General features: G+C 71.3%; 23 protein-coding genes, 1 tRNA gene and 1 pseudogene. 9 read left to right on the forward strand and 16 right to left on the reverse strand.

The genetic code is table 11. The features are described 5' to 3' along the window. Positions 1-383: 383 nt before the first annotated feature. Positions 384-467 (reverse strand) — tRNA-Tyr (locus O7616_RS01865). Between the two features lie 147 nt (positions 468-614). On the opposite strand from O7616_RS01865, the gene O7616_RS01870 reads away from it, so the two are divergent. Together O7616_RS01870 and O7616_RS01875 are read left to right on the forward strand one after the other, a co-directional pair. After that, a complete protein-coding gene (locus O7616_RS01870; protein WP_250791733.1) occupies positions 615-1,109 on the forward strand; it encodes a YajQ family cyclic di-GMP-binding protein in 495 nt (164 codons plus the stop codon). A gap of 137 nt (positions 1,110-1,246) precedes the next feature. Then, on the forward strand, positions 1,247-1,885 hold the full coding sequence (locus O7616_RS01875; protein ID WP_282305352.1) for a class I SAM-dependent methyltransferase family protein: 639 nt from the start codon (positions 1,247-1,249) through the stop codon (positions 1,883-1,885). A gap of 35 nt (positions 1,886-1,920) precedes the next feature. Here the strand turns inward: O7616_RS01875 and O7616_RS01880 are convergent, their stop codons facing one another. After that, positions 1,921-2,205 carry a hypothetical protein gene (locus O7616_RS01880; protein WP_282264449.1) on the reverse strand — a complete coding sequence of 95 codons (285 nt, stop codon included), beginning with the start codon at positions 2,203-2,205 and terminating at the stop codon, positions 1,921-1,923. A gap of 366 nt (positions 2,206-2,571) precedes the next feature. Between O7616_RS01880 and O7616_RS01885 the strand changes: the two genes are divergently transcribed. Next, positions 2,572-3,453: a transposase family protein gene (locus tag O7616_RS01885; protein ID WP_282303345.1), complete on the forward strand. Its 882-nt coding sequence runs from the start codon at positions 2,572-2,574 to the stop codon at positions 3,451-3,453. Positions 3,454-3,704: 251 nt separating this feature from the next. On the opposite strand, the gene O7616_RS01890 is transcribed toward O7616_RS01885, so the two are convergent. The 10 genes from O7616_RS01890 to O7616_RS01935 all read right to left on the reverse strand — a co-directional run bounded on the left by O7616_RS01890 (position 3,705) and on the right by O7616_RS01935 (position 13,792). Then, complete coding sequence (locus O7616_RS01890; protein WP_282305353.1) at positions 3,705-4,232, reverse strand: dihydrofolate reductase family protein; 528 nt, start codon at positions 4,230-4,232, stop codon at positions 3,705-3,707. 103 nt (positions 4,233-4,335) lie between these two features. Further along, positions 4,336-5,595: an MFS transporter gene (locus O7616_RS01895; protein ID WP_282305355.1), complete on the reverse strand. Its 1,260-nt coding sequence runs from the start codon at positions 5,593-5,595 to the stop codon at positions 4,336-4,338. A 146-nt stretch (positions 5,596-5,741) separates the two neighbouring features. After that, positions 5,742-6,617: a zinc metalloprotease HtpX gene (gene htpX, locus O7616_RS01900; RefSeq protein ID WP_269682290.1), complete on the reverse strand. Its 876-nt coding sequence runs from the start codon at positions 6,615-6,617 to the stop codon at positions 5,742-5,744. Positions 6,618-6,742: 125 nt separating this feature from the next. Beyond that, entirely contained in the window at positions 6,743-8,230 is a 1,488-nt protein-coding gene (locus tag O7616_RS01905) for a proton-conducting transporter membrane subunit (RefSeq protein WP_282305356.1), read from the reverse strand. Then, positions 8,227-9,735, reverse strand: coding sequence for an NADH-quinone oxidoreductase subunit M (locus tag O7616_RS01910; RefSeq protein WP_282305357.1), 1,509 nt, complete (start codon positions 9,733-9,735; stop codon positions 8,227-8,229). Before O7616_RS01910 ends, O7616_RS01905 begins: the two co-directional genes overlap by 4 nt. Positions 9,736-9,790: 55 nt before the next feature. Next, complete coding sequence (locus tag O7616_RS01915) at positions 9,791-11,722, reverse strand: NADH-quinone oxidoreductase subunit L (protein WP_282305358.1); 1,932 nt, start codon at positions 11,720-11,722, stop codon at positions 9,791-9,793. After that, positions 11,719-12,081: an NADH-quinone oxidoreductase subunit NuoK gene (gene nuoK, locus O7616_RS01920; protein WP_282305359.1), complete on the reverse strand. Its 363-nt coding sequence runs from the start codon at positions 12,079-12,081 to the stop codon at positions 11,719-11,721. The genes O7616_RS01915 and nuoK overlap by 4 nt, the downstream gene beginning before the upstream one ends. Continuing rightward, positions 12,078-12,635: an NADH-quinone oxidoreductase subunit J gene (locus tag O7616_RS01925; RefSeq protein WP_282305360.1), complete on the reverse strand. Its 558-nt coding sequence runs from the start codon at positions 12,633-12,635 to the stop codon at positions 12,078-12,080. Before O7616_RS01925 ends, nuoK begins: the two co-directional genes overlap by 4 nt. 25 nt (positions 12,636-12,660) lie before the next feature. Next, positions 12,661-13,269: an NADH-quinone oxidoreductase subunit I gene (locus tag O7616_RS01930; RefSeq protein WP_282305361.1), complete on the reverse strand. Its 609-nt coding sequence runs from the start codon at positions 13,267-13,269 to the stop codon at positions 12,661-12,663. Between the two features lie 94 nt (positions 13,270-13,363). Beyond that, complete coding sequence (locus O7616_RS01935) at positions 13,364-13,792, reverse strand: ester cyclase (protein WP_282264440.1); 429 nt, start codon at positions 13,790-13,792, stop codon at positions 13,364-13,366. 52 nt (positions 13,793-13,844) lie between these two features. On the opposite strand from O7616_RS01935, the gene O7616_RS01940 reads away from it, so the two are divergent. Both O7616_RS01940 and O7616_RS01945 read left to right on the forward strand, forming a co-directional pair. Beyond that, a complete protein-coding gene (locus O7616_RS01940; RefSeq protein WP_282305362.1) occupies positions 13,845-14,900 on the forward strand; it encodes a glutathione S-transferase C-terminal domain-containing protein in 1,056 nt (351 codons plus the stop codon). Between the two features lie 251 nt (positions 14,901-15,151). Next, on the forward strand, positions 15,152-16,033 hold the full coding sequence (locus O7616_RS01945; RefSeq protein WP_282303345.1) for a transposase family protein: 882 nt from the start codon (positions 15,152-15,154) through the stop codon (positions 16,031-16,033). 570 nt (positions 16,034-16,603) lie between these two features. On the opposite strand, the gene O7616_RS01950 is transcribed toward O7616_RS01945, so the two are convergent. After that, positions 16,604-17,566: a complex I subunit 1 family protein gene (locus tag O7616_RS01950; protein ID WP_282264438.1), complete on the reverse strand. Its 963-nt coding sequence runs from the start codon at positions 17,564-17,566 to the stop codon at positions 16,604-16,606. Between the two features lie 296 nt (positions 17,567-17,862). After that, positions 17,863-18,429, reverse strand: a pseudogene (locus O7616_RS01955) (NADH-quinone oxidoreductase subunit C); the annotation flags it as partial. A 105-nt stretch (positions 18,430-18,534) separates the two neighbouring features. Here O7616_RS01955 and O7616_RS01960 point away from each other — a divergent pair. Next, the gene (locus O7616_RS01960) at positions 18,535-19,581 is read left to right on the forward strand and encodes a glucose 1-dehydrogenase (protein WP_282305363.1); all 1,047 of its coding nucleotides are present in this window, start codon (positions 18,535-18,537) and stop codon (positions 19,579-19,581) included. A 15-nt stretch (positions 19,582-19,596) separates the two neighbouring features. Here the strand turns inward: O7616_RS01960 and O7616_RS01965 are convergent, their stop codons facing one another. Further along, positions 19,597-20,916 (reverse strand): DUF2252 domain-containing protein, encoded by a 1,320-nt coding sequence (locus tag O7616_RS01965; RefSeq protein ID WP_282264436.1) that lies wholly within the window; start codon positions 20,914-20,916, stop codon positions 19,597-19,599. Positions 20,917-21,141: 225 nt separating this feature from the next. On the opposite strand from O7616_RS01965, the gene O7616_RS01970 reads away from it, so the two are divergent. Beyond that, a complete protein-coding gene (locus O7616_RS01970) occupies positions 21,142-22,077 on the forward strand; it encodes a hypothetical protein (RefSeq protein WP_282305364.1) in 936 nt (311 codons plus the stop codon). A gap of 51 nt (positions 22,078-22,128) precedes the next feature. Here the strand turns inward: O7616_RS01970 and O7616_RS01975 are convergent, their stop codons facing one another. Next, positions 22,129-22,710 (reverse strand): NADH-quinone oxidoreductase subunit B, encoded by a 582-nt coding sequence (locus O7616_RS01975; RefSeq protein ID WP_196929437.1) that lies wholly within the window; start codon positions 22,708-22,710, stop codon positions 22,129-22,131. 220 nt (positions 22,711-22,930) lie between these two features. Here O7616_RS01975 and O7616_RS01980 point away from each other — a divergent pair, with 220 nt between their 5' ends. Then, complete coding sequence (locus O7616_RS01980) at positions 22,931-23,467, forward strand: SigE family RNA polymerase sigma factor (protein WP_282305365.1); 537 nt, start codon at positions 22,931-22,933, stop codon at positions 23,465-23,467. Next, positions 23,460-24,665: a hypothetical protein gene (locus O7616_RS01985; protein ID WP_282305366.1), complete on the forward strand. Its 1,206-nt coding sequence runs from the start codon at positions 23,460-23,462 to the stop codon at positions 24,663-24,665. Before O7616_RS01980 ends, O7616_RS01985 begins: the two co-directional genes overlap by 8 nt. Positions 24,666-24,694 lie beyond the last annotated feature (29 nt).

The following is a 24,694-nucleotide window of genomic DNA, read 5'->3' on the forward strand; positions in this document are numbered from 1 at the left end:
CCGCCGCCCCGAACTCCACTGATCCAGCCGCAGCGCGACCAAGGCCAGGCGGCACGGAAGCCGGCAGGTCGACCTGATCGAGGGTGAGGGCTTCCGACTGCCGCGCCAGTCCAACCCCGGGACTGGCTTGCCCCCGGGCTACCTACGCAGCCAGCTAAGCCCGCGGCAGTCTCAGCCGGTGCTCCAGGGGCCATCGCGCCGGGCCGGCAACTCCCGGAGCGCTGGCGTTTCGCAGCCCCCAGAGGAGTCCTGAACGGCAAGATCGACCCGCCCACCATCTGCCCACGACGAGTCGTCAACGGCTGGACTCAGCCGGACTCGGCCAGACAAACGACAACGGCCCCCGATCAGCATCTCTGCTGGTCAGGGGCCGTGTCTGCACCTGGTGGCGGGTAGAGGATTCGAACCTCTGAAGCTTTCGCGACGGATTTACAGTCCGCTCCCATTGGCCGCTCGGGCAACCCGCCAGGGCACCCCACCGCGTCGTAACGCGGCGGCGGAAGCAAGGATAGCGGCTCCACCCGGCACCCACGCAACCGGGTACGGTCAGGGGGTCGTGCCGCTGGTCGGCGGCCGACGGCAGGCCCAGACCGCCGGACAGCAGGAGCAGAAACATGGCAGCGAACCCGTCGTTCGACATCGTGAGCAAGGTTGACCGCCAGGAGGTCGACAACGCCCTTCGGCAGGCGGAGAAGGAGCTCGCGACGCGGTTCGACTTCCGCGGCACCGGCGCTGAGATCTCCTGGTCCGGCGAGGAGGCGATCGGCCTTCAGGCGGAGACCGAGGAGCGGGTCCGTGCGGCGCTGGACGTGTTCAAGGAGAAGTTGGTCAAGCGGAACATTTCGCTGAAGTCGCTGGACGCCGGTGATCCGCGCCCGTCGGGCAAGACCTTCAAGATCGACTGCAAGGTGATCCAGGGCATCGAGACGGACAAGGCCAAGGCGATCAGCAAGAAGATCCGCGACGAGGGCCCCAAGGGCGTGCAGGCCCAGATCCAGGGCGACCAGCTGCGGGTCACCGGCAAGAAGCGGGACGACCTCCAGGCGGTCATCGCACTGCTCAAGGGCGAGGACTTCGGTGTCGCCCTGCAGTTCACCAACTACCGGTAGGGCGGGGACCGGCGAGCTGGCAGACCGATCATCCCCTGGGCACACCGTCGCCCCTGGTCGTCGCTGGTCGGCCGCGACCGGCCTCCGACGGCCCGGCGCAGCCTCGGTGTGAGCATCGGCCTGGCAACGTTGCCCGAATGACCGCCCAGACACACTGGCAGGCGTGGCATGAGCCCTATGCCGATGAAACATCCCCGCTGTCGCGTCGACTGCGCCTGGTGCAGCAGCACATTGCGTCGTGGCTCGAGCAGCGTTCCGACGAGCGGCTGACTGTGGTGAGCGTGTGCGCGGGGCAGGGCCAAGACCTCATCGGCGTCCTCGCCTCCAGGTGTGATGCTCAACGAGTACGCGCGACCCTTCTTGAGAACGACGCGGGCAATGTGGCGGCCGCTCAGGCCGCCGCCGCTCAGGCCGGGCTCTCCACCATCGTGATCAGGCAGGCAGACGCGGGCTGGCTGTCGTCGTACGCGGGGGCGGTTCCGGCCGACCTGCTGCTCATGGTCGGGGTCTTCGGCAACATCTCGGACGCCGACGTAGAGCGAACCGTTGCCGCCCTACCCCAGGTCTGCTCCGAGGGCGCCACCGTGATCTGGACCAGGACGCGGCGCGAGCCGGACCTGACCCCGGCGGTACGGGAGTGGTTTCGGGCTGCCGGCTTCGCGGAGCAGGCATTCCACGCTCCGGACGGCGTTCGATTCTCTGTCGGCGTTCACCGGTTCGAAAGCGCTCCGCGGCCCCTGGAACCTTCGGGAATCCTCTTCACGTTCCTGCGTTGATGCCAGCAGGTCACTGCTCGAGACCCTTAGACCGACTATGCGGCAGATCGGGTCACCGACCGCCAAGCGTCGTAGGCCCAACCGAGGTCACCCGAGTGCCTGTCGGTGAAGACCGTCTCCAGGTATGTCTCATCGGTGAAGGCGTAGCCGTGGAGGGTGGACTCGACATCGCCGTCGTGGTGGTAGACCCAGGCGGCGCGATGACCGGTCCCGCCTCGGCCCCCCTCACCCAGCTTGACCGTGGGTTCCGGCGGTAGCTGGGCATCGAGCGAGGCGATGATGTCGACCCCATCGGCACACCGCCACGGAGCGCCGGGCACGACCAGGATCGTGCGGCCGGGCGCACACCAGGTTGTGCCGCCGTCTGTGGCGCGCTCGGCCGTCCACTCACCGTAGAGATCGATCGACCAACCATCACCCAGATCCCGTCGCACGCCTCAATACTGCAACGGCAGTGGGCGCGGGTCGCCGATGCGGCCACCCGCGCCGGATGCTCGTCGCCCAAGATCCGCGCAACATCAGGGGGGGTAGTTCCATCCTGAGTTGGCTGGTCAGGGGGTCTTGACGGTGCGGGGGTGGCGGGGATGGAGCAGGTCAACCGCTGGTGATCTTCGCGGTGATCGTTTGCCGGTGGTGACGGTGTGGCGTGCAGAAGATAGATGAGCCCTCGGCCAGGGTGTTCGGTCGTGACACACAAAAACCCGGTGGCCGAGGGCTCGCCGCTTGTCTACCAGTCGAGCCTTGCGCTGTCCACGAAGACCCTGACCCTGGTCGTCAACGCGATCCGTCAGCACCGCTCACGGGTGCGTTCCCGATGGCGCAAGTTGTCCGATCACCGCGCGGCGATGATCGTGCTGGCGGTATTGCGCCATAACCAACGCCCTCACGACCTGGCCGCCGGCAACGGCATATCCGCCTCCACCGTCCGTCGATGGGTCGCGCAAGTCATCGCTGTCCTGGCCGCTGAGATGCCCCGCCTGTCACGGGTCCTGCGCCGCGCCCGCCACCACAGCGAGGTAGTCCTGCTCGACGGCACCCTCATCCCGGTCCAACGCCCCCACGACCGACACCGCCGCCGCACCCATTACAGCGGTAAACACAAAACCTTCGGCCTACTCGTCCTCGCCATCACCGACCTCAACGGCAACCTGCTCTGGACCTCCGCAGCCCTACCCGCACGCACCGCGGAAATCACCGCCGCCCGCCGCAACCGCATCCCCGCACACCTACGCGCAGCCGACCTCGCCGCCATCTGCGACCTCGGCTTCACCCGCCTCGACGACCAACCCGGCATCAGCCACACACCTCGCCCCCGCGGCGCTCACCCCGGCCACCCCCACGACCAACCCACCATCATCACCGGCCGCCGCGCCGCCCGCGGCAAACCCCTCACCCGCCACCAAACAATCGTCAACACCCTCATCAGCCGCGAACGAGCAACCAACGAACACGCCTTCAACGACCTCAAGAACTGGCGAATCCTCGACCGACTACGCGGCAACCACCACCACGCCACCACCCTGATCCGCGCACTCACCGTCCTCACCCAAACCCACACCACCCGCTAACCACCCACGGCAAACGATCAACCCAAAGATCACCTCACCACCAACCTGGACCTCCCACCCACCACCACCAACCGTCAAGACCCCCTGACCAGCCAACTCAGGATGGAACTACCCCAGGGAAGTTGGTGTCTCCCGCACGTCGGAAGCAGCAACATCCGGGAAGTTGCGCGGATCTTGAGCGCGGGACGCGGGACGCGGAGCACGGGGCACGAGGCGCGGGGCACGCGGCGGGAGACCGAAGGCGAGCGGGCTCAGTAGGCGACGCGGTACCAGTGTTCGGTCTCGCCGGGCAGTGGCACCAACCGCACCTTGCTGCCGCCCGGGTGGTCGAACATGCGTACCCCGTCGCCGAGCAGCACCGGGGCGAAGAACATGAGGACCTCGTCGAGCAGCCCGGCCTCGATGCACTGTTTGGCCACGTTGGCGCCGAGGATGTTGACGTACTTGTCCCCGGCGGCCTCCTTGGCCTGGGCGACGGCGGTGTGCAGGTCACTCACGAACGTGACGTCGGCGGATGGTTCGGCCGGGGGTCGGTGGGTGAGGACGAAGACGGGCCCGTGGTACTGGCCGCCGAAGGCGCCTTCGCTGTCGGTGCCGCGGTTCGGGTCGTCGCCGCCGAAGGTGCCGTTGCCGGCCAGGATCGCGCCGACACTGTGCAGCAGGCGTTCCGCCGTCGGGTTCTCGCCCCCGAGGTGGTCGGTCAGCCACGACATGTCACCGCCCGGGCCGGCGATGTAGCCGTCGAGTGACGCGGACGCCGAATACAGAACCTTGGCCATCAGCCGAGGGTACGGCGCATGTTCCTCGATGTCTGGCGCCGGGACAGCCCGACATCAAGGAAACCGAGTGGATCAAGGACCGGCGCGACGCGGCAAGGGGCGGTCAGGCGGGGACGGGCTGTTCGGCGCGTACCGCCGTGGTTTCCGCACGGGCGATGGGCCCGGCGGGGAGCGCGGCGACCCCGGCCGCGACGGCGACCGCCGCTCCGGCGAACAGGAACGCCCAGCGGACGCCGCCGGCGTGGTCCACGATCAGGCCGGCGACCGAACCGCCGGCCGCGCTCGCCGCGACCGCCACGGTGACGACCCAGGTATACGCCTCGTTCAGCATGCCGGCGGGGGCGATCCGGCCGACCAGGGTGTTCTCCAGGGTCAGCGCGGGCGCGATGGTGGCTCCGCCGACGACGAGCGCGACACCCAGGGCCAGCGGGGTGGGCATCACCGAGAACACCGCGAAGGTGCCGGCGAGGGCGGCGAGGAGCAGGGCGAACTGGCGGGTCATGTTCGGTGCCGGCTTGCGGACGCCGAACCAGACCCCGCCGGCGGCGCTGCCGAGCCCCCAGACCGCGAGGAGAAGGCCGGCGAGACTCTCCGGATCGTCGGTGGTGTGGCCGCTCGCGTAGGCCGGGACGATCACCCCGGCAGCGCCGAACGCGATGCCCAGCCCGGCGACGCAGACCAGGAGGGCCGGGAAGCCGGCGACCCGCAGTGGCCCGAGGCCGCGAGCGTGGTGCTCCTTGGGGTGCGGCTGCCAGCCACGCATCACCCGGCCGAGGGCCACGGCGGTGGTGCCGGCCAGGGTGACGACTGCCGCGCCGATCAGCGCGGCTGCCGCGTCGGCGACCAGGACGAAGCCGGCGACGAGCAGCGGGCCGAGCACGAAGACGATCTCGAAGAGCGTGGTCTCGGCGGCCAGTGCGGTGTTGCGCAGGGGGTACCGGCCGGAGGCCGGGCCGGTCAGGTCGTTCCAGGCGCCCCGGATGGCGGCGGTGAGCGGCGGGTAGGTGGCGCCGGCCACGCCGCTGGCGAGGTAGATGGCCGCCAGGGCGTCGTCACCCGAGCGGCTGGCCAGCAGCAGCCCGGTGAGCGCCAGGGGGTGGGCCACGGCGGTGACCAGGAGGACGGGGCTGGGGCCGACCCGGTCGGCGATCCGCCCGGCGACCGGGCTGAGCGCGGCACCGGCGACGGCGTAGATCCCGCCCGCCACGGCGGCCAACGAGTATCGCCCGGTCACCTGCTCGACCACCAGGAGCAGCGCCAGCGGGGTCATGCCGATCCCGAGCCGCCCGATGATGCCGGTGACCAGCAGCATCGGCGCGCCGGGGATTCGCCAGACTCCCAGGTACTGACGCAGCGCGACCACGGTGGACCTCCTGGAGGATGTAATGAGCATGGGCCGTTTACGACCCTAACGGCACCCTGTGACGGTAGACAGCGGTTATCGGCACCGACACAGCACTCCGCCCGTACCCGGGCGACCGGGTACGGGCGGAGGCGTCGATCAGCGGGTCAGCGCTGGAACTGCACCGGCCCGGAGTTGCGGGCCATCTGCTCCAGCCGGGCGACCCGGTCCTCCATCTTCGGGTGGGTGGCGAACAGCGCCGCCACGCCGCCGCCCCGGAACGGGTTGGCGATCATGAGGTGCGCGGTGCTGGTGAGCTGACCCTCGGCCGGCAACGGCCGACGTCGGGCCACCGCATCGATCTTGCGGAGGGCGCTGGCCAGGGCCAGCGGGTCGCGGCTCAACTCGGCGCCCGAGGCGTCCGCCTGGAACTCACGGCTCCGGCTGATCGCCAACTGGATCACGGTCGCCGCGATCGGGCCCAGGATCAGGGTCAGCAGCAGGACGGCCGGGTTCGGCCGGTCCTCGTCGTCCCCACCGCCGATCGGGATGAAGAAGGCGAGGTTCGCGAGCAGGGTGATGATGCTGGCCAGGCCCGCCGCCACGCTGGAGATCAGGATGTCCCGGTTGTAGACGTGGGACAGCTCGTGGCCGATCACACCGCGCAGCTCGCGGTAGTCGAGGATCTCGGTGATGCCCTGGGTCACGCAGACCGCCGCGTGCTGCGGGTTACGACCCGTGGCGAACGCGTTGGGCTGAGCGGTCGGGCTCACGTAGAGCCGGGGCATCGGCTGCCGGGCGTCGGCTGCCAACTCCCGCACCATGCGGTACAGCTCGGGGAACTGTGCCTCGGTGACCGGTTGCGCCCCCATCGAGCGCAGTGCGATCTTGTCGGAGTAGAAGTAGGAAACGCCGTTCATCACCAGCGACACGACGACGGCGATGACCAGGCCACCGCTGCCACCGAACCAGTAACCCACCGCCAGGATCAGGGCGCTGAGCAGGCCGAGCAGCGCTGCGGTCTTCAGACGGTTGTGGTGCACGATCTCTCCTTCGGTGCACGGATCGCCGGGATCCGCTGACCGGTGCAACAACCCGGTACCCGCCAACCATCCGTTACAACGCTGAGAGTTGACTGAGACTGCGCCGCAGGTCAGGTCAGGTCGGGTCAGCGGCCGGCGACGTCGAGCACCAACTGCGGGGCGACGCCGAGCACCACGGCGGCCACCGTCGCCACCGCCAGCACCACGGCCACCACGCCCACCAGGGGTACGGCCGCGACACCGCCGCCACTCGGGGCGGCCGAGGACCTCGGCGCCCACAGCGCGGCGGTCACCCGCAGGTAGTAGGCGAGCCCGATCACCGCGTTCAGCGCCACCACCAGCGCCAACCAGGCCGCCCCACCGTCCAGCAGCGCCCGCACCACAGTCACCTTCGCGAACAGGCCGGCGAGCCCCGGCGGCAGACCGGCCAGGCCCACCAGCGCGAGACCGAGCGCCGCGCCGCGCCACGGGTGCCGACGGGCCGCCCCGCGCAGGTCGTCGAGCGTGCCGCCGTCGGCACCGGTCGGCCGCAGGGCGGTCACCCCGGCGAACGCGGCCAGCTCCAACACCACGAAGAAGACGGCGTACGCCACCGCGGCGGCGTACGCGGTGGACCGGGCGTCGTCGGTGCGGCCCGCGGCCAGCGCCAACGCCCCCAGCGGGGCGAGGATGTAGCCGGCCTGCGCGACGGACGACCACGCGAGCAACCGGACGGTACGCCGCTGGCGCAACGCGACCAGGTTGCCGACCGTCATGGTGAGCACCGCGAGCACGGCGAGCACCGGGCCGGTCTGGTCCGCCGGAAGGGCCCGCTGCACCACGGCGAGCAGGGCGACCACGCCACCCAGTTTCGACGCCGTGGACAGGTACGCGGCCACCGGCAGCGGCGCGCCGTCGTAGGTGGCCGGTGCCCACGCGTGGAACGGCACCGCCGCCACCTTGAAGGCCAGCCCGACCAGCAGCACCGCCACCGCCGCGGTGGTCAGCGGAAGGTCCCGCAGCTCCGGCCGCTCGGCCAGCAGTGCGCCGAGCCGGTCCAGGTGCAGCCCACCGGTCACCGCGTACAGCAGGGCCGCGCCGAGCAGGGTCAGCGTGGTCGCCACCACGCTGACCACGAAGAACGTCACCGCCGCCTCGGCGCTGGCGAGGCTGCCCCGACGCAGGCCCACCAGGACGTACAGCGGCAGGGTCAACGTCTCCAGGGCGACGATCAGGGTGATCAGGTCACCGGCCGCGCCGAGCACCACGCCGCCGGTCATCGAGCAGGCCAGCAGGAAGGCGTACTCCCCCACCGGCGACCGCCCGGCGCGCAGCGCGGGCACGGACAGCCCGAGCACGCCCACGGTGAGCAGTGCCACCACGACGCCGACCAGGGCGGCCCGGCCGCCGAAGATCCAGGAGCAGTCGACGCCGACACAGAAGGTCCGCCGCTCCCCGCCCGCGCCGACCACCGCGGAGCCGACTGCCGTGCCGAGCGCGCCCAGCGCGGCCACCACGACCGTGGCCCGTGGCCGGGCCAGGAGCAGGTCGGTGAGGAGGACGAGCACGGCGGTGCCGGCGGCCAGGTAGGCCGGCAACAGCGCGACGCTGTCCACGCTCTGCACACCAGTCATGGGAAGACCACCCCGATCAGGGCGTCGACGGGGGCCTCGGCGACGCCGAGGACCAGCGCCGGGGCCAGCCCGATGGCCAACGCGAGCAGCACCAACGGCACCCACGCGGTCAGCTCCGCACCGGCCAGGCCGGGGCCGACCTGCCCGACGGCGGGGCTCGGACGGTTGTGGGTGACCTGACGCAGCAGCCGCAGGAAGTACGCGGCGGTGAGCGCACCGCCGACCGCCGCCAGCACCCCGAGGGTGGTCCAGAGCGGGCCACCCACCTGGACGGCGGCGATCACCGCGAACGCCTCACCCCAGAAACCGGCCAGCCCGGGCAGGCCGAGCGACGCGACCGCTGCGAACGCGAGCAGACCGGCCAGCCGGGGCGCGGTCTCCCGCAGCCCGGACAGCTCGGCGAGGGTGCCCGTGCCGGTACGGTCCTTCACCGCGCCGGCCAGGAAGAACAGCAGGGCGGTGATCACCCCGTGCGCGATGTTGCCGATCAGCGCCGCCTGCATGCCGACGGTGGTCAGCGTGGCGACACCCAGCAGAACGAAGCCCATGTGCCCCACGCTGGAGTACGCGATGAGCCGCTTCACGTCGACCTGGGCCAGGCAGACCAGCGAGCCGACCAGGATCGCGGCGACGGCGAGCACGCCGAGCACCGGCGCCGCCCAACGGGCACCCTCCGGCGCTACCCCCACCGCCACCCGGATCAGACCGTAGGTGCCCATCTTGAGCAGCACCCCGGCCAGCACGACACTGCCCACAGTGGGTGCCTGCGTGTGCGCGTCGGGCAGCCAGGAGTGCAGCGGCCACAGCGGGCTCTTCACCGCGAACGCCAGGGCGAGCAGTGTGAACGCGGCCAACTGGGTGCCCCGGGACATCCCCGCGCCGCCGGTCAACGCCACCACGTCGGCGGTGCCGGCGGCGGCGACCACCACGTACACACCGACCAGCAGCAGCACCGAGCCGAACAGGGTGTAGAGGGCGAACTTACGGGCCGCCCGGCGACGGTCCGCGCCGCCCCAGCCGGCGATGATCGCGTACATCGGGAGGAGCACGACTTCGAAGAAGAGGAAGAACAGCACCAGGTCCAGGGCGAGGAACGTGCCCAGGATGCCCACCTCGACCACCAGCAGCAACGCGACGAGCGCCCGGCCACTGCCGCCGTCGGGCACCCGCCACATCGTGTACGCGCAGCACAGCAGCGTGAGCAGCGCGGTCAACACCACGAGCGGCCAGGAGATGCCGTCGACGCCGAGGTGGAAGCGCAACTCCAGGCCGGGCACCCACCGCAGGTCCAGTTGGTGCCACGGCCGCACCGCCGGTTCGTCGCCCGACCAGACCAGCCAGTCCGCACGGCCGAACACCAGCGGCACCGCGGCCAGCAGGGTCAACGCCGCCGCGACAGTGCCGACCAGCCGGGCCGCCCGGTCCCGGGGCGTCGCCGCCACCGCGACCGCACCGAGCGCCGGCACCGCCAGCAGGGCGACGAGCAACACCTGCCCGAGCGTCACGGGACCACCTCTGTTCGCGACTGCGGGGCTCGCAGACCCGGCGCACTCCTCGCGCTCATCGGGTCACTCCGATCACGGTCACGGCCAGGCCGATCAGCAGCGCGCCGGCCAGCACACCGGCGGCGGCCCGGGGCAGCGCCGCCCGGTGCAGCACGGCCAACCCCGCCCCCAGCGCGGACGCGGCCCGACCGCTGCCCTCGACCGCGCCGTCCACCACCACCTCGTCACTCGCCCGAGCGGCGCGGGCCAGCGCCCGGACGGGGCGTACGACAACCGTGTGCTGGACGTCGTCGAGCCGGAACGCGCGGGCGAAGACCGGCCCCAGCGGACCCAGCGCGTCCGCCGGGTCGGCGGACGGATCCCGCCGCCAACGCAACGCCACCAGCCCCGCGCCGACCAGCAGCAGCGCGAGCGGCAGCAGCAGCCCCGGCCCGAGGTGGACCAGGCCGTCCTCGGAGCCGGCCACCGGAACGGTGGGGAAACGCAGGCGGTCGGCGAACGCCCCGACGAACCCGGCCAGACCGAGCAGCGCGGCGGGCACGGTCAGCAGCAGCACCGGCCAGCGCAGCACGGCCGGTGGGTCGTGCGGCCGGACCAGCGGCAGGCGGGGCGCGCCGAAGAAGGCACGCAGCAGCAGGCGACCCGCATACCAGGCGGTGATCGCCACGCCGAGCAACCCGGCGATCCAGACCATCCACCCCACCCAGGACGGCGCCGGGCCGGTGCCCTCCAGCGCCGCCGACTCGGCCACCGTCAGCACGCCGTCCTTGCTCCAGAAGCCGGCGAACGGTGGCACCCCGGCCAGTGCTCCGAGACCCACCACCGTGCACCAGAACGTGACCGGCATGCTGCGCCGCAGCCCGCCCATCTCCGACATCAGCGTGGTGCCGACCGCGTGGATCACCGCGCCCGCGGCGAGGAACAGCAACGCCTTGAACGCGGCGTGGGTGAGCAGGTGGAACAGCGCCGCCGACGGCGAGCCGACCGCCAGCGCGCCGGTCATGTAGCCCAGTTGGGACACCGTCGACCAGGCCAGCACGCGCTTGATGTCGTCCTGCGCGGTCGCGGCGAGCGCGCCGAGTAGCAGGGTGATCGCGCCGACCACCCCGAGCACCGTCAGTGTCACCGGAGCGGCGGTGAACAGCGGGTAGAGGCGGGCCACCGCGTACACCCCGGCGGCGACCATCGTCGCGGCGTGGATCAGCGCGGAGATCGGCGTCGGACCGGCCATCGCGTCCGGCAGCCAGGTGTGCAGCGGGAACTGCGCGCTCTTACCGGCGACCCCGGCGAGCAGCAGCAGGCCCGCCGCGGTCAGTGTCGCGCCGGAGTGGTCGTGGGCGAGCACGTCGGCGATCCGGAAGCTGCCCGTCGACACGCCCAGCAACGCGATGCCGAGCAGGAACCCGACGTCACCGACCCGGGTCACCAGGAACGCCTTCATCGCCGCCGCCGGAGCGCCGGGCAGTCGGCGGTCGTGGGCGATCAGCAGGTACGAGCAGAGGCCCATCACCTCCCAACCGACCAGCAGCATGAGCAGGTCCCCGGCGACCACCACCAGCAGCATCGCGCCGGTGAAGAGGCTGATCTGGGCGGCGTACGGCGGGTAGCGGTGGTCGACGTCGATGTCGTCGTGTGGACCGCGCCGCAGGTAGCCGATCGAGTAGACCTGCACCGCCAGGGCGACAGCGGTGACCGCCACCGCGACCAGCGCGGCGGCGCCGTCCAGGCGTACGCCGAGGGTCACCGCCAGCCCGCCGAGGTCGACCCAGGTGGTCGAGGTCTCCGTCGGCCCGTCGACGGTCAGCAGCAGCGCGACGGCCAGAGCCAGGGCACCGGCCGCACCGGTGACGCCGAGCGCGACGGCGGCCCGGCGGGCCCGGCCGCCGCCGGTCGTGTCGTCGTGACGTGGAGCCGGGGGCAGCAACAGACCGGCCAGGCCGGCGGCGAGCGGCACGGCGGGCAGCAACGCCCCGAGCAGCCCGGTCACCGGCCGACCTCCGTGTCCAGGACGGCCGGCTCACGCCGGTCGGCGGTCTGCGCCGACTCGGTCAACGGCACGTCGTCGACCGCCACCGTGGCCCGCAGCCGGTAGAGCTGCAGGACGATGGCCAACCCCACGCCGATCTCGGCGGCGGCGAGGACGATCACGAACAGCGCGAAGACCTGCCCCGAGTGCGGGAGCACCGCGCGGGCGGTGGTGTCCGCGGTGACCAGGATCAGGTTGACCGCGTTGAGCATCAACTCGACCGACATCAGCACCAGTACCGCGTTACGTCGGCGCAGTACGCCGTAGACGCCGAGCCCGAACAGCAGCGCGGCGGTGACGTACGGGATGACCGGCCTCACCGGCGCCCCCGTGGCTCGACGTCGGCCGGCTCGGAGGAGGCCGCCGCGCCGCTGGGCTGACGGCCGATGTCCGGCCGGGACAGCACGATCGCGCCCACCAGGGCGGACAGCAGCAGCACGGAGAGCACCTCGAACGGCAGCACCCAGGACTGGAAGATCTGCTCGCCCAGCCGCTCGGCGGTGCCCGTGTCGGGCGACGTGACCGTGCTCCACCGGTACGCGTCGACGAGCAGCGCGGTCAACCCCAGCCCTGCGCCGCCACCGATCAGGGCGGCCGGCCAGCCGGGTCGGTCCAGGTCGTCGGAGGCCCCGATCGGAGCGCGGGTCAGCATCACCGCGAACAACAGCAGGACCACCACCGCGCCCACGTAGATCAGCACCTGCACCCAGGCCACCAACTCGGCGCTGAGCACCAGGAAGTCACCGGCCAACGCGCCCAGGCACACCACCAGGTAGAGACCGGCCCGGACCAGGTGTTTCGTGGTCACCACCAGCACACCGGCACCCACCGCCACCGCGCCGAGGGCGAGCAGCAGCACGTCCGCCCCGGTCACCGGTGCACCTCCGCGGCTCGGGCGGTCACGACGCGGGATCCTCGTCGGCTTCGGGGCGTACCGAAGGAGGAGCCGGACGGGCCGCGGCTGCCTTGCGCGCGGCGGCGGTCTCCTCCTTGGCCGGCTCGCCGTTCGGGTCGTGCGCGGGCGGCGGCGGCACGGTGGCCATCCACTGGCCGAGGTGATCCTTGTCGTGCAGCAGGTCCTTGATGTCGTACTCGGCGTACTCGAACTCCGGCGACCAGTAGAGCGCGTCGAACGGGCAGACCTCGATGCAGATGCCGCAGTACATGCAGAGCGAGAAGTCGATGTCGAACTTGTCGAGCACGTTGCGCTGCCGGGGGCGGGCGGCGCCGGGCACCGCCACCTCCTCCTTGTGCGAGTCGATGTAGATGCACCAGTCCGGACATTCACGCGCGCAGAGCATGCAGACCGTGCAGTTCTCCTCCGACAGCGCGATCACACCCCGCGAGCGGGGCGGCAGGTCGGGGGCGACGTCCGGGTACTGCTGGGTGGTCGACCGGCTGGTCATCGTCTTGAGGGTGACCGCCAACCCCTTCACCAGGCCCGCGCCGGGCAGGCCCCCGCGTTCGCTGGCGCCACCGTGCTCGCTGGGGTCGCTCATGTCGACCATCCTGCCCTGTGGCCCCGGCGCGCGCGACCACCACCCGTGGGTCGACGGCCCTACGGGGTACGCGAGGAGCGCGGTGAACCGCCGACCAGTCGGCTCACGCCCCGGGCCCGTTGACGACGGTCGGGGGCAGCATCTCGACGCCGAGTTGTTGCAGCAACTGGAACAACTCGTTGCAGCTCCACACCTCCACGATCCGGCCCGCCGCGTCGAAGCGCAGGAACGTCGCGCCCGAGTAGCTCACCACCTGACCGGTCGGCGGCACCGGCCCGAACTGCCCGACGTGGGTGCCGGCCGCCCGCCAGTGCACCGCCACCCGCTCGTCGGCGGCCACCACGTCCACGATCTTGTAGCGTAGGTCCGGGAAGGCCGCCCGTCGCTCGCGGTGCCAGGCCAACGTCGCCTCCGGCCCGGTGCCGCCCAGCCCCGGGCACTCCTCGGCGACCAACTCGTACGCCGACTCCTCCCGACGCGCGTTCCACACGTCGGCGATGAACCGTCGGGCCGCCGCCTCCACATCCGTCATGCCGGCGAGGGTATCCGGGCTCGCCGCGTCGACAGCTCGGAGATCGGTAAGGATGGGAGCAGGGCAGCAACAGGACCGGGAGGCTGACGTGGGCGAGCAGACAGGCGGCAAGTACGTCGAGCCGGGTGGCGAGTTCACCCGCGACCAGCGGTACATCGCCACTCGGATCACCAAGGACGGGCGCGACGGGTACCCGGTGGAGCCGGGCCGGTACCGGCTGGTGGTGAGCCGGGCCTGCCCGTGGGCCAACCGGCTGATCATCGTGCGGCGGCTGCTCGGCCTGGAGGACGCCCTCTCGATGGGGGTGGCCGGTCCGACCCACGACGCCCGGAGCTGGACGTTCGACCTCGACCCGGACGGCCGGGACCCGGTGCTCGGCATCGAACGCATCCAGGAGGCGTACTTCAAGCGCTTCCCCGGCTACGAGCGCGGCATCACCGTGCCGGCGATCGTGGACGTGCCGACCGGGCAGGTGGTGACCAACGACTACGCGCAGATGAGCCTGGACCTGTCGACGCAGTGGGACGCGTACCACCGCGACGGCGCCCCGCAGCTCTACCCCGAGCACCTGCGGGCGCCGATCGACGAGGTCAACGACGTGGTGTTCCGGGACGTCAACAACGGCGTCTACCGGTGTGGTTTCGCGGGCAGCCAGGAGGCGTACGACAAGGCGTACCACCGGCTCTTCGACCGCCTGGACTGGCTCTCCGAGCGGCTGACGGACCAGCGTTACCTGGTCGGCGACACCATCACCGAGGCGGACGTGCGCTTGTTCACCACGCTGGTCCGCTTCGACCCGGTCTACCACGGTCACTTCAAGTGCAACCGGCAGAAGTTGAGCGAGATGCCGGTGCTGTGGGCGTACGCCCGGGACCTGTTCCAGACCCCCGGTTTCGGCGACACGATCGACTTCGACCACATCAAGCGGCACTACTACGAGGTGCACCGCGACATCAACCCGACCGGGATCGTGCCGCTCGGGCCCGACCTGTCCAACTGGCTCACTCCGCACGGCCGGGAGGCGCTGGGCGGTCGCCCCTTCGGCGACGGCACCCCGCCCCCGCCGCCGGTCGAGCCGGTCGACCCCGCGCACACCCCGCTGCGCTGAGCGGGCCACCTCGCGCCGGCTCGTCCCCAAGATCCGCGCAACATCAGGGATGTTGGTGTCTCCCGCCCGTCGGAGGCAGCAACATCCGGGGGGTAGTTCCATCCTGAGTTGGCTGGTCAGGGGGTCTTGACGGTGCGGGGGTGGCGGGGATGGAGCAGGTCAACCGCTGGTGATCTTCGCGGTGATCGTTTGCCGGTGGTGACGGTGTGGCGTGCAGAAGATAGATGAGCCCTCGGCCAGGGTGTTCGGTCGTGACACACAAAAACCCGGTGGCCGAGGGCTCGCCGCTTGTCTACCAGTCGAGCCTTGCGCTGTCCACGAAGACCCTGACCCTGGTCGTCAACGCGATCCGTCAGCACCGCTCACGGGTGCGTTCCCGATGGCGCAAGTTGTCCGATCACCGCGCGGCGATGATCGTGCTGGCGGTATTGCGCCATAACCAACGCCCTCACGACCTGGCCGCCGGCAACGGCATATCCGCCTCCACCGTCCGTCGATGGGTCGCGCAAGTCATCGCTGTCCTGGCCGCTGAGATGCCCCGCCTGTCACGGGTCCTGCGCCGCGCCCGCCACCACAGCGAGGTAGTCCTGCTCGACGGCACCCTCATCCCGGTCCAACGCCCCCACGACCGACACCGCCGCCGCACCCATTACAGCGGTAAACACAAAACCTTCGGCCTACTCGTCCTCGCCATCACCGACCTCAACGGCAACCTGCTCTGGACCTCCGCAGCCCTACCCGCACGCACCGCGGAAATCACCGCCGCCCGCCGCAACCGCATCCCCGCACACCTACGCGCAGCCGACCTCGCCGCCATCTGCGACCTCGGCTTCACCCGCCTCGACGACCAACCCGGCATCAGCCACACACCTCGCCCCCGCGGCGCTCACCCCGGCCACCCCCACGACCAACCCACCATCATCACCGGCCGCCGCGCCGCCCGCGGCAAACCCCTCACCCGCCACCAAACAATCGTCAACACCCTCATCAGCCGCGAACGAGCAACCAACGAACACGCCTTCAACGACCTCAAGAACTGGCGAATCCTCGACCGACTACGCGGCAACCACCACCACGCCACCACCCTGATCCGCGCACTCACCGTCCTCACCCAAACCCACACCACCCGCTAACCACCCACGGCAAACGATCAACCCAAAGATCACCTCACCACCAACCTGGACCTCCCACCCACCACCACCAACCGTCAAGACCCCCTGACCAGCCAACTCAGGATGGAACTACCCCCGGGAAGTTGCGCGGATCTCGGGCGGTCGGGCGGTCGGGCGTGGGACGTGGGGTCGGTCGGGCTTGCCGGTCGGGAGCCCGGCGCGGGGATGGTCGTAAGGACGCTTTCGAGCTGAATCGTTTGTGACATCGGGCGGCATCCAGGCCGCGACGACGACAGCGACGGCGACGACAGCAGCGGCAGCACCGGCGGCAGCGACAGCAGCGGCGGCACCGGCACAGCGACAGCACCGGCCGCACCGGCACAGCGACAGCGACAGCGATTCGTCTACGACATCAGCTCGAAAGCGTCTCTACCGACCACCTCGAAGCCCCGCGCTGAGCGATCCGGCCCGACGTCCGGGCACTGTCGCGCGAGGTCGAGCGTCTCTACCGACCACCTCGAAGCCCCGCGCTGAGCGATCCGGCCCGACGTCCGGGCACTTCCGGCCCGACGTCCGGGCACTGTCGCGCTGTCAGAGGGCGATACGCACTGCTGCGGTGAGGACCAGTTGCGCGAGGGACGCGGGCACCAGCACCAGCCAGCAGAGCCGTTGCAACTGGTCCTCGCGTAGCCGGGGGTAGGACACCCGAAGCCAGATGATCACGAACGACACGGCGAAGATCTTGAGTAGCGTCCAGAGCCAGCCGAGCTGGTCGTCGGCGAACGGGCCCTGCCAGCCGCCGAGGAACAGCACGGTGGTCAGCGCGGCGATCACCACGATGCCGACGTACTCGGCGAGCAGGAAGAACGCGAACCGCAGCCCGGTGTACTCGGTCATGTAGCCGAAAACCAGCTCCGAGTCGGCCACCGGCATGTCGAACGGCGGTCGCCGGATCTCGGCCAGCCCCGCGACGAAGAAAATGATCATCGCGGGCGCCTGCCAGAGCAGCCACCACGGCCGCCAGGCCTCGACGATGCCGGAGAGGCTGAGCGTGCCTGCCGCCATCGCCACCGACGCGGCGGCCAGCACCAACGGCAGCTCGTAACCGAGTAGCTGGGCGGCCCCGCGCAGCCCACCGAGCAGGCTGTACTTGTTGGCCGACGCCCACGCCGACATCAGGACCGCCACGACCCCGACGCCGACCACGGCCAGCACGAAGAACAGGCCGATGTCCAGAGGTTGCCCGACCAGGTCGTTCGGGCCGAGGGGGATGACCAGCAGCACCAGCAGGTAGGGCACCAGCGCCACCGCCGGGGCCAGCCGGAACACCGCCCGGTCCGCCTCCCGCGGAGTCACGTCCTCCTTCTGCACGAACTTGACCCCGTCCGCGACCAACTGGGCCCAGCCGTGGAAGCCGCCCGCGTACATCGGGCCGAGCCGGCCCTGCATGTGCGCCATCACCTTGTGCTCGGCCTGGCCCACCAGCAACGGCAGGGTGAGGAACGCGACCACCACCCCGCCGATCCGGAGCGCCAGCTCCACCCAGAGCGGCATCAGGTCGTACCCCCGTCGTGGTCGGGCCGGTCGTCGCCCGCCGCCGGCCGGGGCGCGGCCGGGTCGGTCGGCGCCGGGCCTCCGTCGGACCCGGGTCCGTCGGTGGAGGCCGGGCCTGCGCCGGGTGCGGGCCGGTCGGTCGGCGTCGGGCCGTCGTCACCGGCGGCAGGCCGGGGGGTACGCGCCGGACGGGCCCCCGGGGCGGGCCGCGCCGGACGTTCCCCGGCGGGCCTGGCCGGGGTGCCGCCGCGCGGGCCCTCCCCCACCCCACCCGCGCCGGCCGGGGTGGGCGTGGTGCCCCACTCGCCCGGAGCGGGAACGCCCGGTGGGCGGATCGGCCGACGCCCGCCGCCGGCCTCCGACTCGCCCGGTTCCTTCGCGCCCGGCCAGGGCTTGGCCACCCGGGACGCGAGCACGAACTCCTTACGCAGCGGGTGACCCTCGAACTCGGGGGGCAGCAGCAGCGGACGCAGTCCCCCGTGGCCGGCGAAGTCGATGCCGAACATCTCGTGGGTCTCCCGCTCGTGCCAGGCGGCACCCGGGTAGACGTCGACGACCGAGGCGACAGCGGGCTCACCGCGCGGCAACCGGGTACGCAGCAGCACTCCGTGGCGCAGCCGCGTCGACCACAGGTGCGCCACCACGTCGAAGCCCTCGGCCAGCTCGTCCACGGCGGAGAGCCAGTCGAAGAAGTCGCAGGCCAGCTCGGTGTCGTCGCGGGCCGCGCGGACAGCGGTCAACCAGCTCGCGGGCGGCACGTCGACCGTGGCACGGGCGAACCGTTGCCCGCCGGAGACCGACGGGGTCGCCTCGACCGGCGCGAGCAGCGCGACCAGCCGAGCGCCGACCTCTTCGGGAGTCATGCCGCTGATCCTAGTGCCGCCCGCGCCCGCGCCTGGTCGCCGCCGATGCCCGGCGATCTGCCGGCTTTGGGCGCGGCGCGGCCCTCGGCGGGGAAGGATGAGGGCGTGCGCGCTGTGACTGTGACACCAGGGGTGGCCGACTCGTTGCGCCTCGTCGAGGACCAACCGGAGCCTGCCGCCGAGGAGGGCTCGGTCCTGGTCGAGGCGCTGGCGGTCGGCATCTGCGGCACCGACCACGAGATCATCGCCGGGGACTACGGCGAGGCGCCCCCGGGCGCGGACCGCCTGATCATCGGGCACGAGTCGCTGGGCCGGGTGATCGAGGACCCGACCGGCACCCTGCAGACCGGCGACCTGGTGGCCGGGATCGTCCGGCACCCCGACCCGGTGCCGTGCCCGAACTGCGCCGTCGACGAGTGGGACATGTGCCGCAACGGTCGGTACACCGAGCACGGCATCAAGGCGCTACCCGGGTTCGCCCGCGACCGCTGGCGGATCGAGCACCAGTACGCGGTCAAGCTCGACCCGGCGCTGGCCCAGGTCGGCGTGCTGTTGGAGCCGACCAGCGTGGTGGCGAAGGCCTGGGACCACATCGAGCGGATCGGGCACCGGGCCGAGTGGCAACCGCAGACCGTCCTGGTGACCGGGGCCGGCCCGATCGGGCTGCTGGCCGCGTTGCTCGGCACCCAGCGCGGGCTCGCCGTGCACGTGTTGGACCGGGCCACCGAGGGGCCGAAGCCGGAGTTGGTCGCCGGGCTCGGCGCCACCTATCACGCGGTGCCCGTCAACGAGCTGCCGTTCGAGCCGGACGTGGTGATCGAGTGCACCGGTGCGCCCACGGTGGTCCTCGACGTCATGTGCAAGGCGGCGCCGAACGGGATCGTCTGCCTGGCCGGGGTGTCCAGCGGCGGCCGAACCATCGACTTCGACGCCGGGGCGCTCAACCGGTCCCTGGTGCTGGAGAACAACGTGGTGTTCGGCTCGGTGAACGCCAACCGGCGGCACTGGAGCATGGCCGCACAGGCGCTCGCCCGCGCCGACCAGGTCTGGCTCGAGTCCCTCGTCACCCGGCGGGTGCCGGTGAACCGGTACGCCGACGCGTACACCCCCGGGCCGGACGACATCAAGGTGGTGCTGGAGTTCGCGTCCTGAACGACGCCCATCCGGTCAGATCCCCGGTAGCCGACCGTTGCGGAACAGGTCGACGAAGAGCTGATGGTCCTGTCGGGCGCGCACCCCGTACGCGTGCGCGAACTCCACCAGGTGAGCCACGAAGCCCCGCTCGTCGGCGTCCACCGCCGCGACGATCGCCTCCTCGGTGGAGTAGTCCACCAGGTCGTGACTGGACTCGTCGTCGGCTACCGAGTGCATCCGGGCCACCGCCCGACCGAGGTCGACGAGCACCCCGGTCAGCTCCTCCGGCTCGTTCACGTCGGACCAGTCCAGGTCGGCGGCGTACGGGGACACCTCGGCGACGAGCTGACCGGCCCCGTGCAACTCGGTGAAGCCCAGCCACGGGTCGGCGTGCGCCTGCAACGCGCGCTGCGACTCGGCGGTCCGGTGCCCCTGGTGCTGGAAGTAGCCACGAACCGACTCGTCGGTGACGTACCGCGCGACGGCCGGGACCTGCGCCTGCTTCATGTAGATGACGACGTCGTTCTCCAACGCCTGGGTGTGCCCCTCCAACAGCAGGTTGTACGACGGCAGCCCGGCCGAACCGATGCCCACCCCCTTGCGCAGCACCACGTCCTTGATCCGCGCCGCCACCGGTCGTGGCTGCGTCGGACCGATCGGCAGGGTGCCCAGGTAGTCCTGAAAGGCGGCGCTCACCAGGTCCCGGGTGGCGTCGTCGATCTCGAAGACGCCGTCACCGAGGGAGAACCGCCGCTCGTAGTTGTCGATCGTGGTCTGCGCGGCGAGCAGGTCGACGCGGGTGTTGAGGCGGGCCTGCTGGAGCACCCGGCGCAGCACGCCGTCGGCGTTGTCCAGGGTGATCGAGCCGATCGCGTCGTCACCGCCGGCGGCGATGGCCCGCAGCTCGGTCAGGTACGACCGGGCGAAGCCGGCCACCAGGTCCCCGATCGCCGTGTCGGAGAGCGCCTTGCCGTAGCCGAGCAGCGCCACGCTGGCCGCGAGCCTCCGCAGGTCCCAGGTGAACGGCCCGACGTACGCCTCGTCGAAGTCGTTGACGTTGAACACCAGCTGCCCGGAGGCGTTCATGTAGGTGCCGAAGTTCTCCGCGTGCAGGTCACCGTGGATCCACACCCGGCTGGTCCGCTCGTCGGAGAACCTGTCGTCAGCGAAGTCGCCGCGCTGGTCGGCGTAGAACAGCGCGGCGCTACCTCGGTAGAAGGCGAACGGCGACGCCGCCATCTTGCGGAACTTGCGGCGGAAGGCGGCCGGGTCGATCGCCATCGACGCGCCGAACTCCTCGATGAGCACGTCGACGATGTGGGCGGACCGCTGGGCCACTGAACTGCTGCTCATGACCCGCACGCTAGCCGGGCGCGGCCACCCCGAACGCCAACTGACCGACTTGCCCGATTCGACCGGAAGGTCAACACGGGGCCGCTCTGGGTGGCTTCGTCAACGATGCTGGACCGACGCGAATTGATGGTTGTACGACGGCAACCAAACCACCGGTTCGCTGACGTCTATCTAGGCGGCCGGCGCGATCGGCACCGGCTGCCATCACGGGAGGACCAGACACACGTGTTCAGGAAAACGGGGACCCTACTCACCGCCGTGCTGCTCGGCCTGACCGCGACGGTCGCCACGACCGGCCCGGCGGTCGCCGCGCCAGCCGGTGACGACACGCTCTCGGTCGGCAGGCTGATCCTGACCCCGACCGACCGGGGGTACCAGGGCAGCGTCTCAATGACCATCACCAACACCGGCAGCGCCACCGACTACTTCCACTACAAGTTGCGCGAGCCGGTGCCGGGCGCATTCCAGGCCGACGACCTCAACTGCGACATGTTCGACATGAGGGTGGAGCAGAACCGCCGCGTGTTCAACTGCGCCCTGACCGACCACTGGGTCGACCTGGCCCCGGGCCAGAGCATCCAGAACGTGCTGGACTTCCACGTGCTGACCGACCCCCGGCAGTACCCGATGATCATGAGCGGGGGCTGGGTGGAGGCCTACTCCACCAACGGCGGCCTGGTGGCGAGCACGTCGGTCAACGCCCTGTTCCGGTCCACCACCGGGTCGCTGATCCGTCCCCGACCGTACGTCCAGGACGCTCAGCCGGACGCCTCGATCAGGCTGAACGGCCCGGTGACGGAGTTCCCGGACGGTGCGGGCGACCTGCGGGTGCCGGTGACGATCCGCTACGACGGCGACGCGCCGCACAACAGTTTCTGGGTGCAGGCCGGCTCCCTGCCGGCAGGCTCCGTGTTGCGGCACACCGACCCGGGCAGCGGCCCGGTGGGTAGCGGCGGCGCCCTGGTGCCGGTGCCGGGGATTCAGTTGATGCCCGGGGAGGAGTTCAGCTTCGCCCTGGTCATCAGCCCGCCGACCGATCCGGCCGACGCCACCAAGTTGATCGACATCGAGGTGACGACCGACTGGTACCCGGAGACTCCCGACGTCGACCCGAGCGACAACGTCGTGCGGACCGCGCTGGCTGTCGGCGCGAACGGCTGACCTGTGAGCCCGGCCGCCGCTCGGACTCGTCCGGGCGGCGGTCGGTCGCCGTCAGTTCGCGGCGGGTGGGCGCACCGGCGGCGCGGTGAGGGAGTCGACGGAACGCGGGGCGGCGGCCTCTCGGGGCGGCGCGTCCAGCGGTGCGGCCAACACGTCACGTTGCGGCACGCCACCGATGCCGGACTGCTCGGCGGCGATCTTCTCCTGCAGGCGCAGGATGCCGTGCAGCAGCGCCTCCGGCCGGGGCGGGCAGCCGGGCACGTAGACGTCGACCGGGATGAGCTGGTCGACACCCTTGGTCACCGAGTACGAATCCCAGTAGGGGCCGCCGCAGTTGGAGCAGGCACCGAACGAGATGACGTACTTCGGCTCGGGCATCTGGTCGTACAGCCGCTTGATCGCCGGAGCCATCTTGTCCGTCACCGTCCCGGAGACCACCATCAGGTCTGCCTGCCGGGGGCCGTGGGCGAACGGGATCACGCCGAGCCGGATGAAGTCGTGACGACCCATGCTGGTGGCGATGAACTCGATCGCGCAGCAGGCCAGGCCGAAGTTGAACACCCAGAGCGAGTAGCGACGCCCCCAGTTCAACACGAACCGGATCGGCTCACCGAGCACTGCCGGTAGCTGCACGACCGCCCCCTCTCGTCATCGACAGTGAATCACAGGCGGCGGCGCCCCGGTCCGGTGGTGAGTGGCCTGGAGTCCCCGCCGGCTGTCCCGGAGCCGACACGGAATCGACACTGATCGGCGCGCAACCCTCCGACGGACCTGAGTGTGTGACCGGTGCCGGCGAACACGCCGCCCGCGGCCACCACGGGGAGGACGAGTGCTTGTGACAGGAGAAGTACGGGTGGGCGGACGACCGCCGGACCCGCTGGGCAACTCCACCCCGGCCGTCACCGAACTGGTCTTCGACGACTTCTACCACGCTCACTTCCGGTCGCTGGTGGTGCAGCTCACCGCGTACACGGGTGACCGTGGGCAGGCGCAGGACCTGGTCCAGGAGGCGTTCTGCCGGGCGTACGCCCGCTGGGACCGGCTCGCCCGGTACGAGGACCCGCTGGCCTGGGTACGCAAGGTCGCCTGGAACCTCGGACACAACCGCTGGCGGCGGCTGCGGACCGCCCAGTCGTGGCTGTCGCGGCAGCGGGAGACCCACGTCGCCGGGCCGAGCCCCGACCGGGTCGCCCTCGACGTCGCGCTGGCGAAGTTGCCGCCGAAGCAGCGGCGAGCGGTCGTTCTGCACTACCTCGCCGATCTGTCGGTCGCCGAGATCGCCGCTGAGGAGCGGGTCGCCGAGGGCACCGTCAAGTCGTGGCTGCACCGGGGCCGCACAGCCCTCGCGACACATCTGCGGGACACCAACGAGGAGGTGCGGGATGTCTGAGCAGGAGACCCTCGGCCTCGCCGAGGAATTCGCCACCTACCGCCGTACCGTGCTGGACAAGGTCGAGGTGCCCGGTCCCGCCGCCGTCCGGCGGACGGTGCGAGGTCGCAACCGACGCCGGTGGGGAGCCACCGCCACGACGGCGCTCGCGCTGTTCGGCGGGTCCGCCATCGGGTACGCGGCGATGAGCGGCCCGGACCACCAGCCGGGTCCGGTCGACCCGACACCGAGCATCTCGGCGTCGCCCACTCCGGACGGCTCGACCAGCCCGACTCCCGGCCCCTCCGTGACCACCGGCGGCCCCGCCTCCGCCGTGCCGGACGGCCAGCTCAGCCGGGCCCAGTTGCTCGGCGCGTCGGTGACCCTGCCGGCGTGGCGGGCCGGGCGCGGCTGCCCGACGTCGGCCGTACGGCTCAGCGGCGACGACCGCGAGGGGGTCAACTGGCTGGCAGCTCTCGACCACGGCGACGTCGACGGGGACGGGGCGGTGGAGACGGTGGCGCTCGTGCAGTGCGTGCTCGGCACCGGCGGTCCGATGCAGGTGGTCGCCTTCGACCGGGACGAGCAGGGGAAGGTGATCACGCTCGGCCGGGTGGTGGCGACGACGATCGACAAGCCGCAGTGGCTGTTCGCCCTCGACGTGGTGGGCGACGGCACGGTCCGTGTGCAGGTGGGTGACATCGCCCCCGGGGGCGGCTGGCCCGCCGAGTGGTCACAGCGGCAGTGGCGGGGCTACCGCTGGACGGGCGACGCCTTCGCCCAGGTCTCCGGGCCGACGAGCTTCGGTCCGAACCCGAACCGGGCGGACGTCGCCGTGACCGCCACCGACCTCGTGCTGACGACGGCGGACGACGGCTCCCGGACGGGCACCGCCACGGTGCGGGTTCGCAACCGGGGCACGGCACCGGTCGCCCACGTGGCGCTGCGGCTGGGTGTGCCCGCACCGGTACGCCCGGACGTCGACGGGTGGGCACCGTGCTCGGGCGAGCCCCAGCACACCAGCGAGCCGGTGACCTGCGACCTGGGTCGGCTGGCGGCCGGGGCGGAGGTGCGGTTGGACCTGAGCTTCCGGGTGGGCGTGGGGATCACGGTGGGCACCGGGAAGGCCGACGTGGACGTCCGGCCGATGGACGGCGATTTCAACTTCCTGCCGGACGTCAACGACGCCGACAACCGGGTGCGGATGACCTACCGCTGAACCGGTGTGGTCCGGTCCACCGTCAGGCG

Source organism: Micromonospora sp. WMMD964 (genome assembly GCF_029581455.1).
Classification (GTDB): domain Bacteria; phylum Actinomycetota; class Actinomycetes; order Mycobacteriales; family Micromonosporaceae; genus Micromonospora.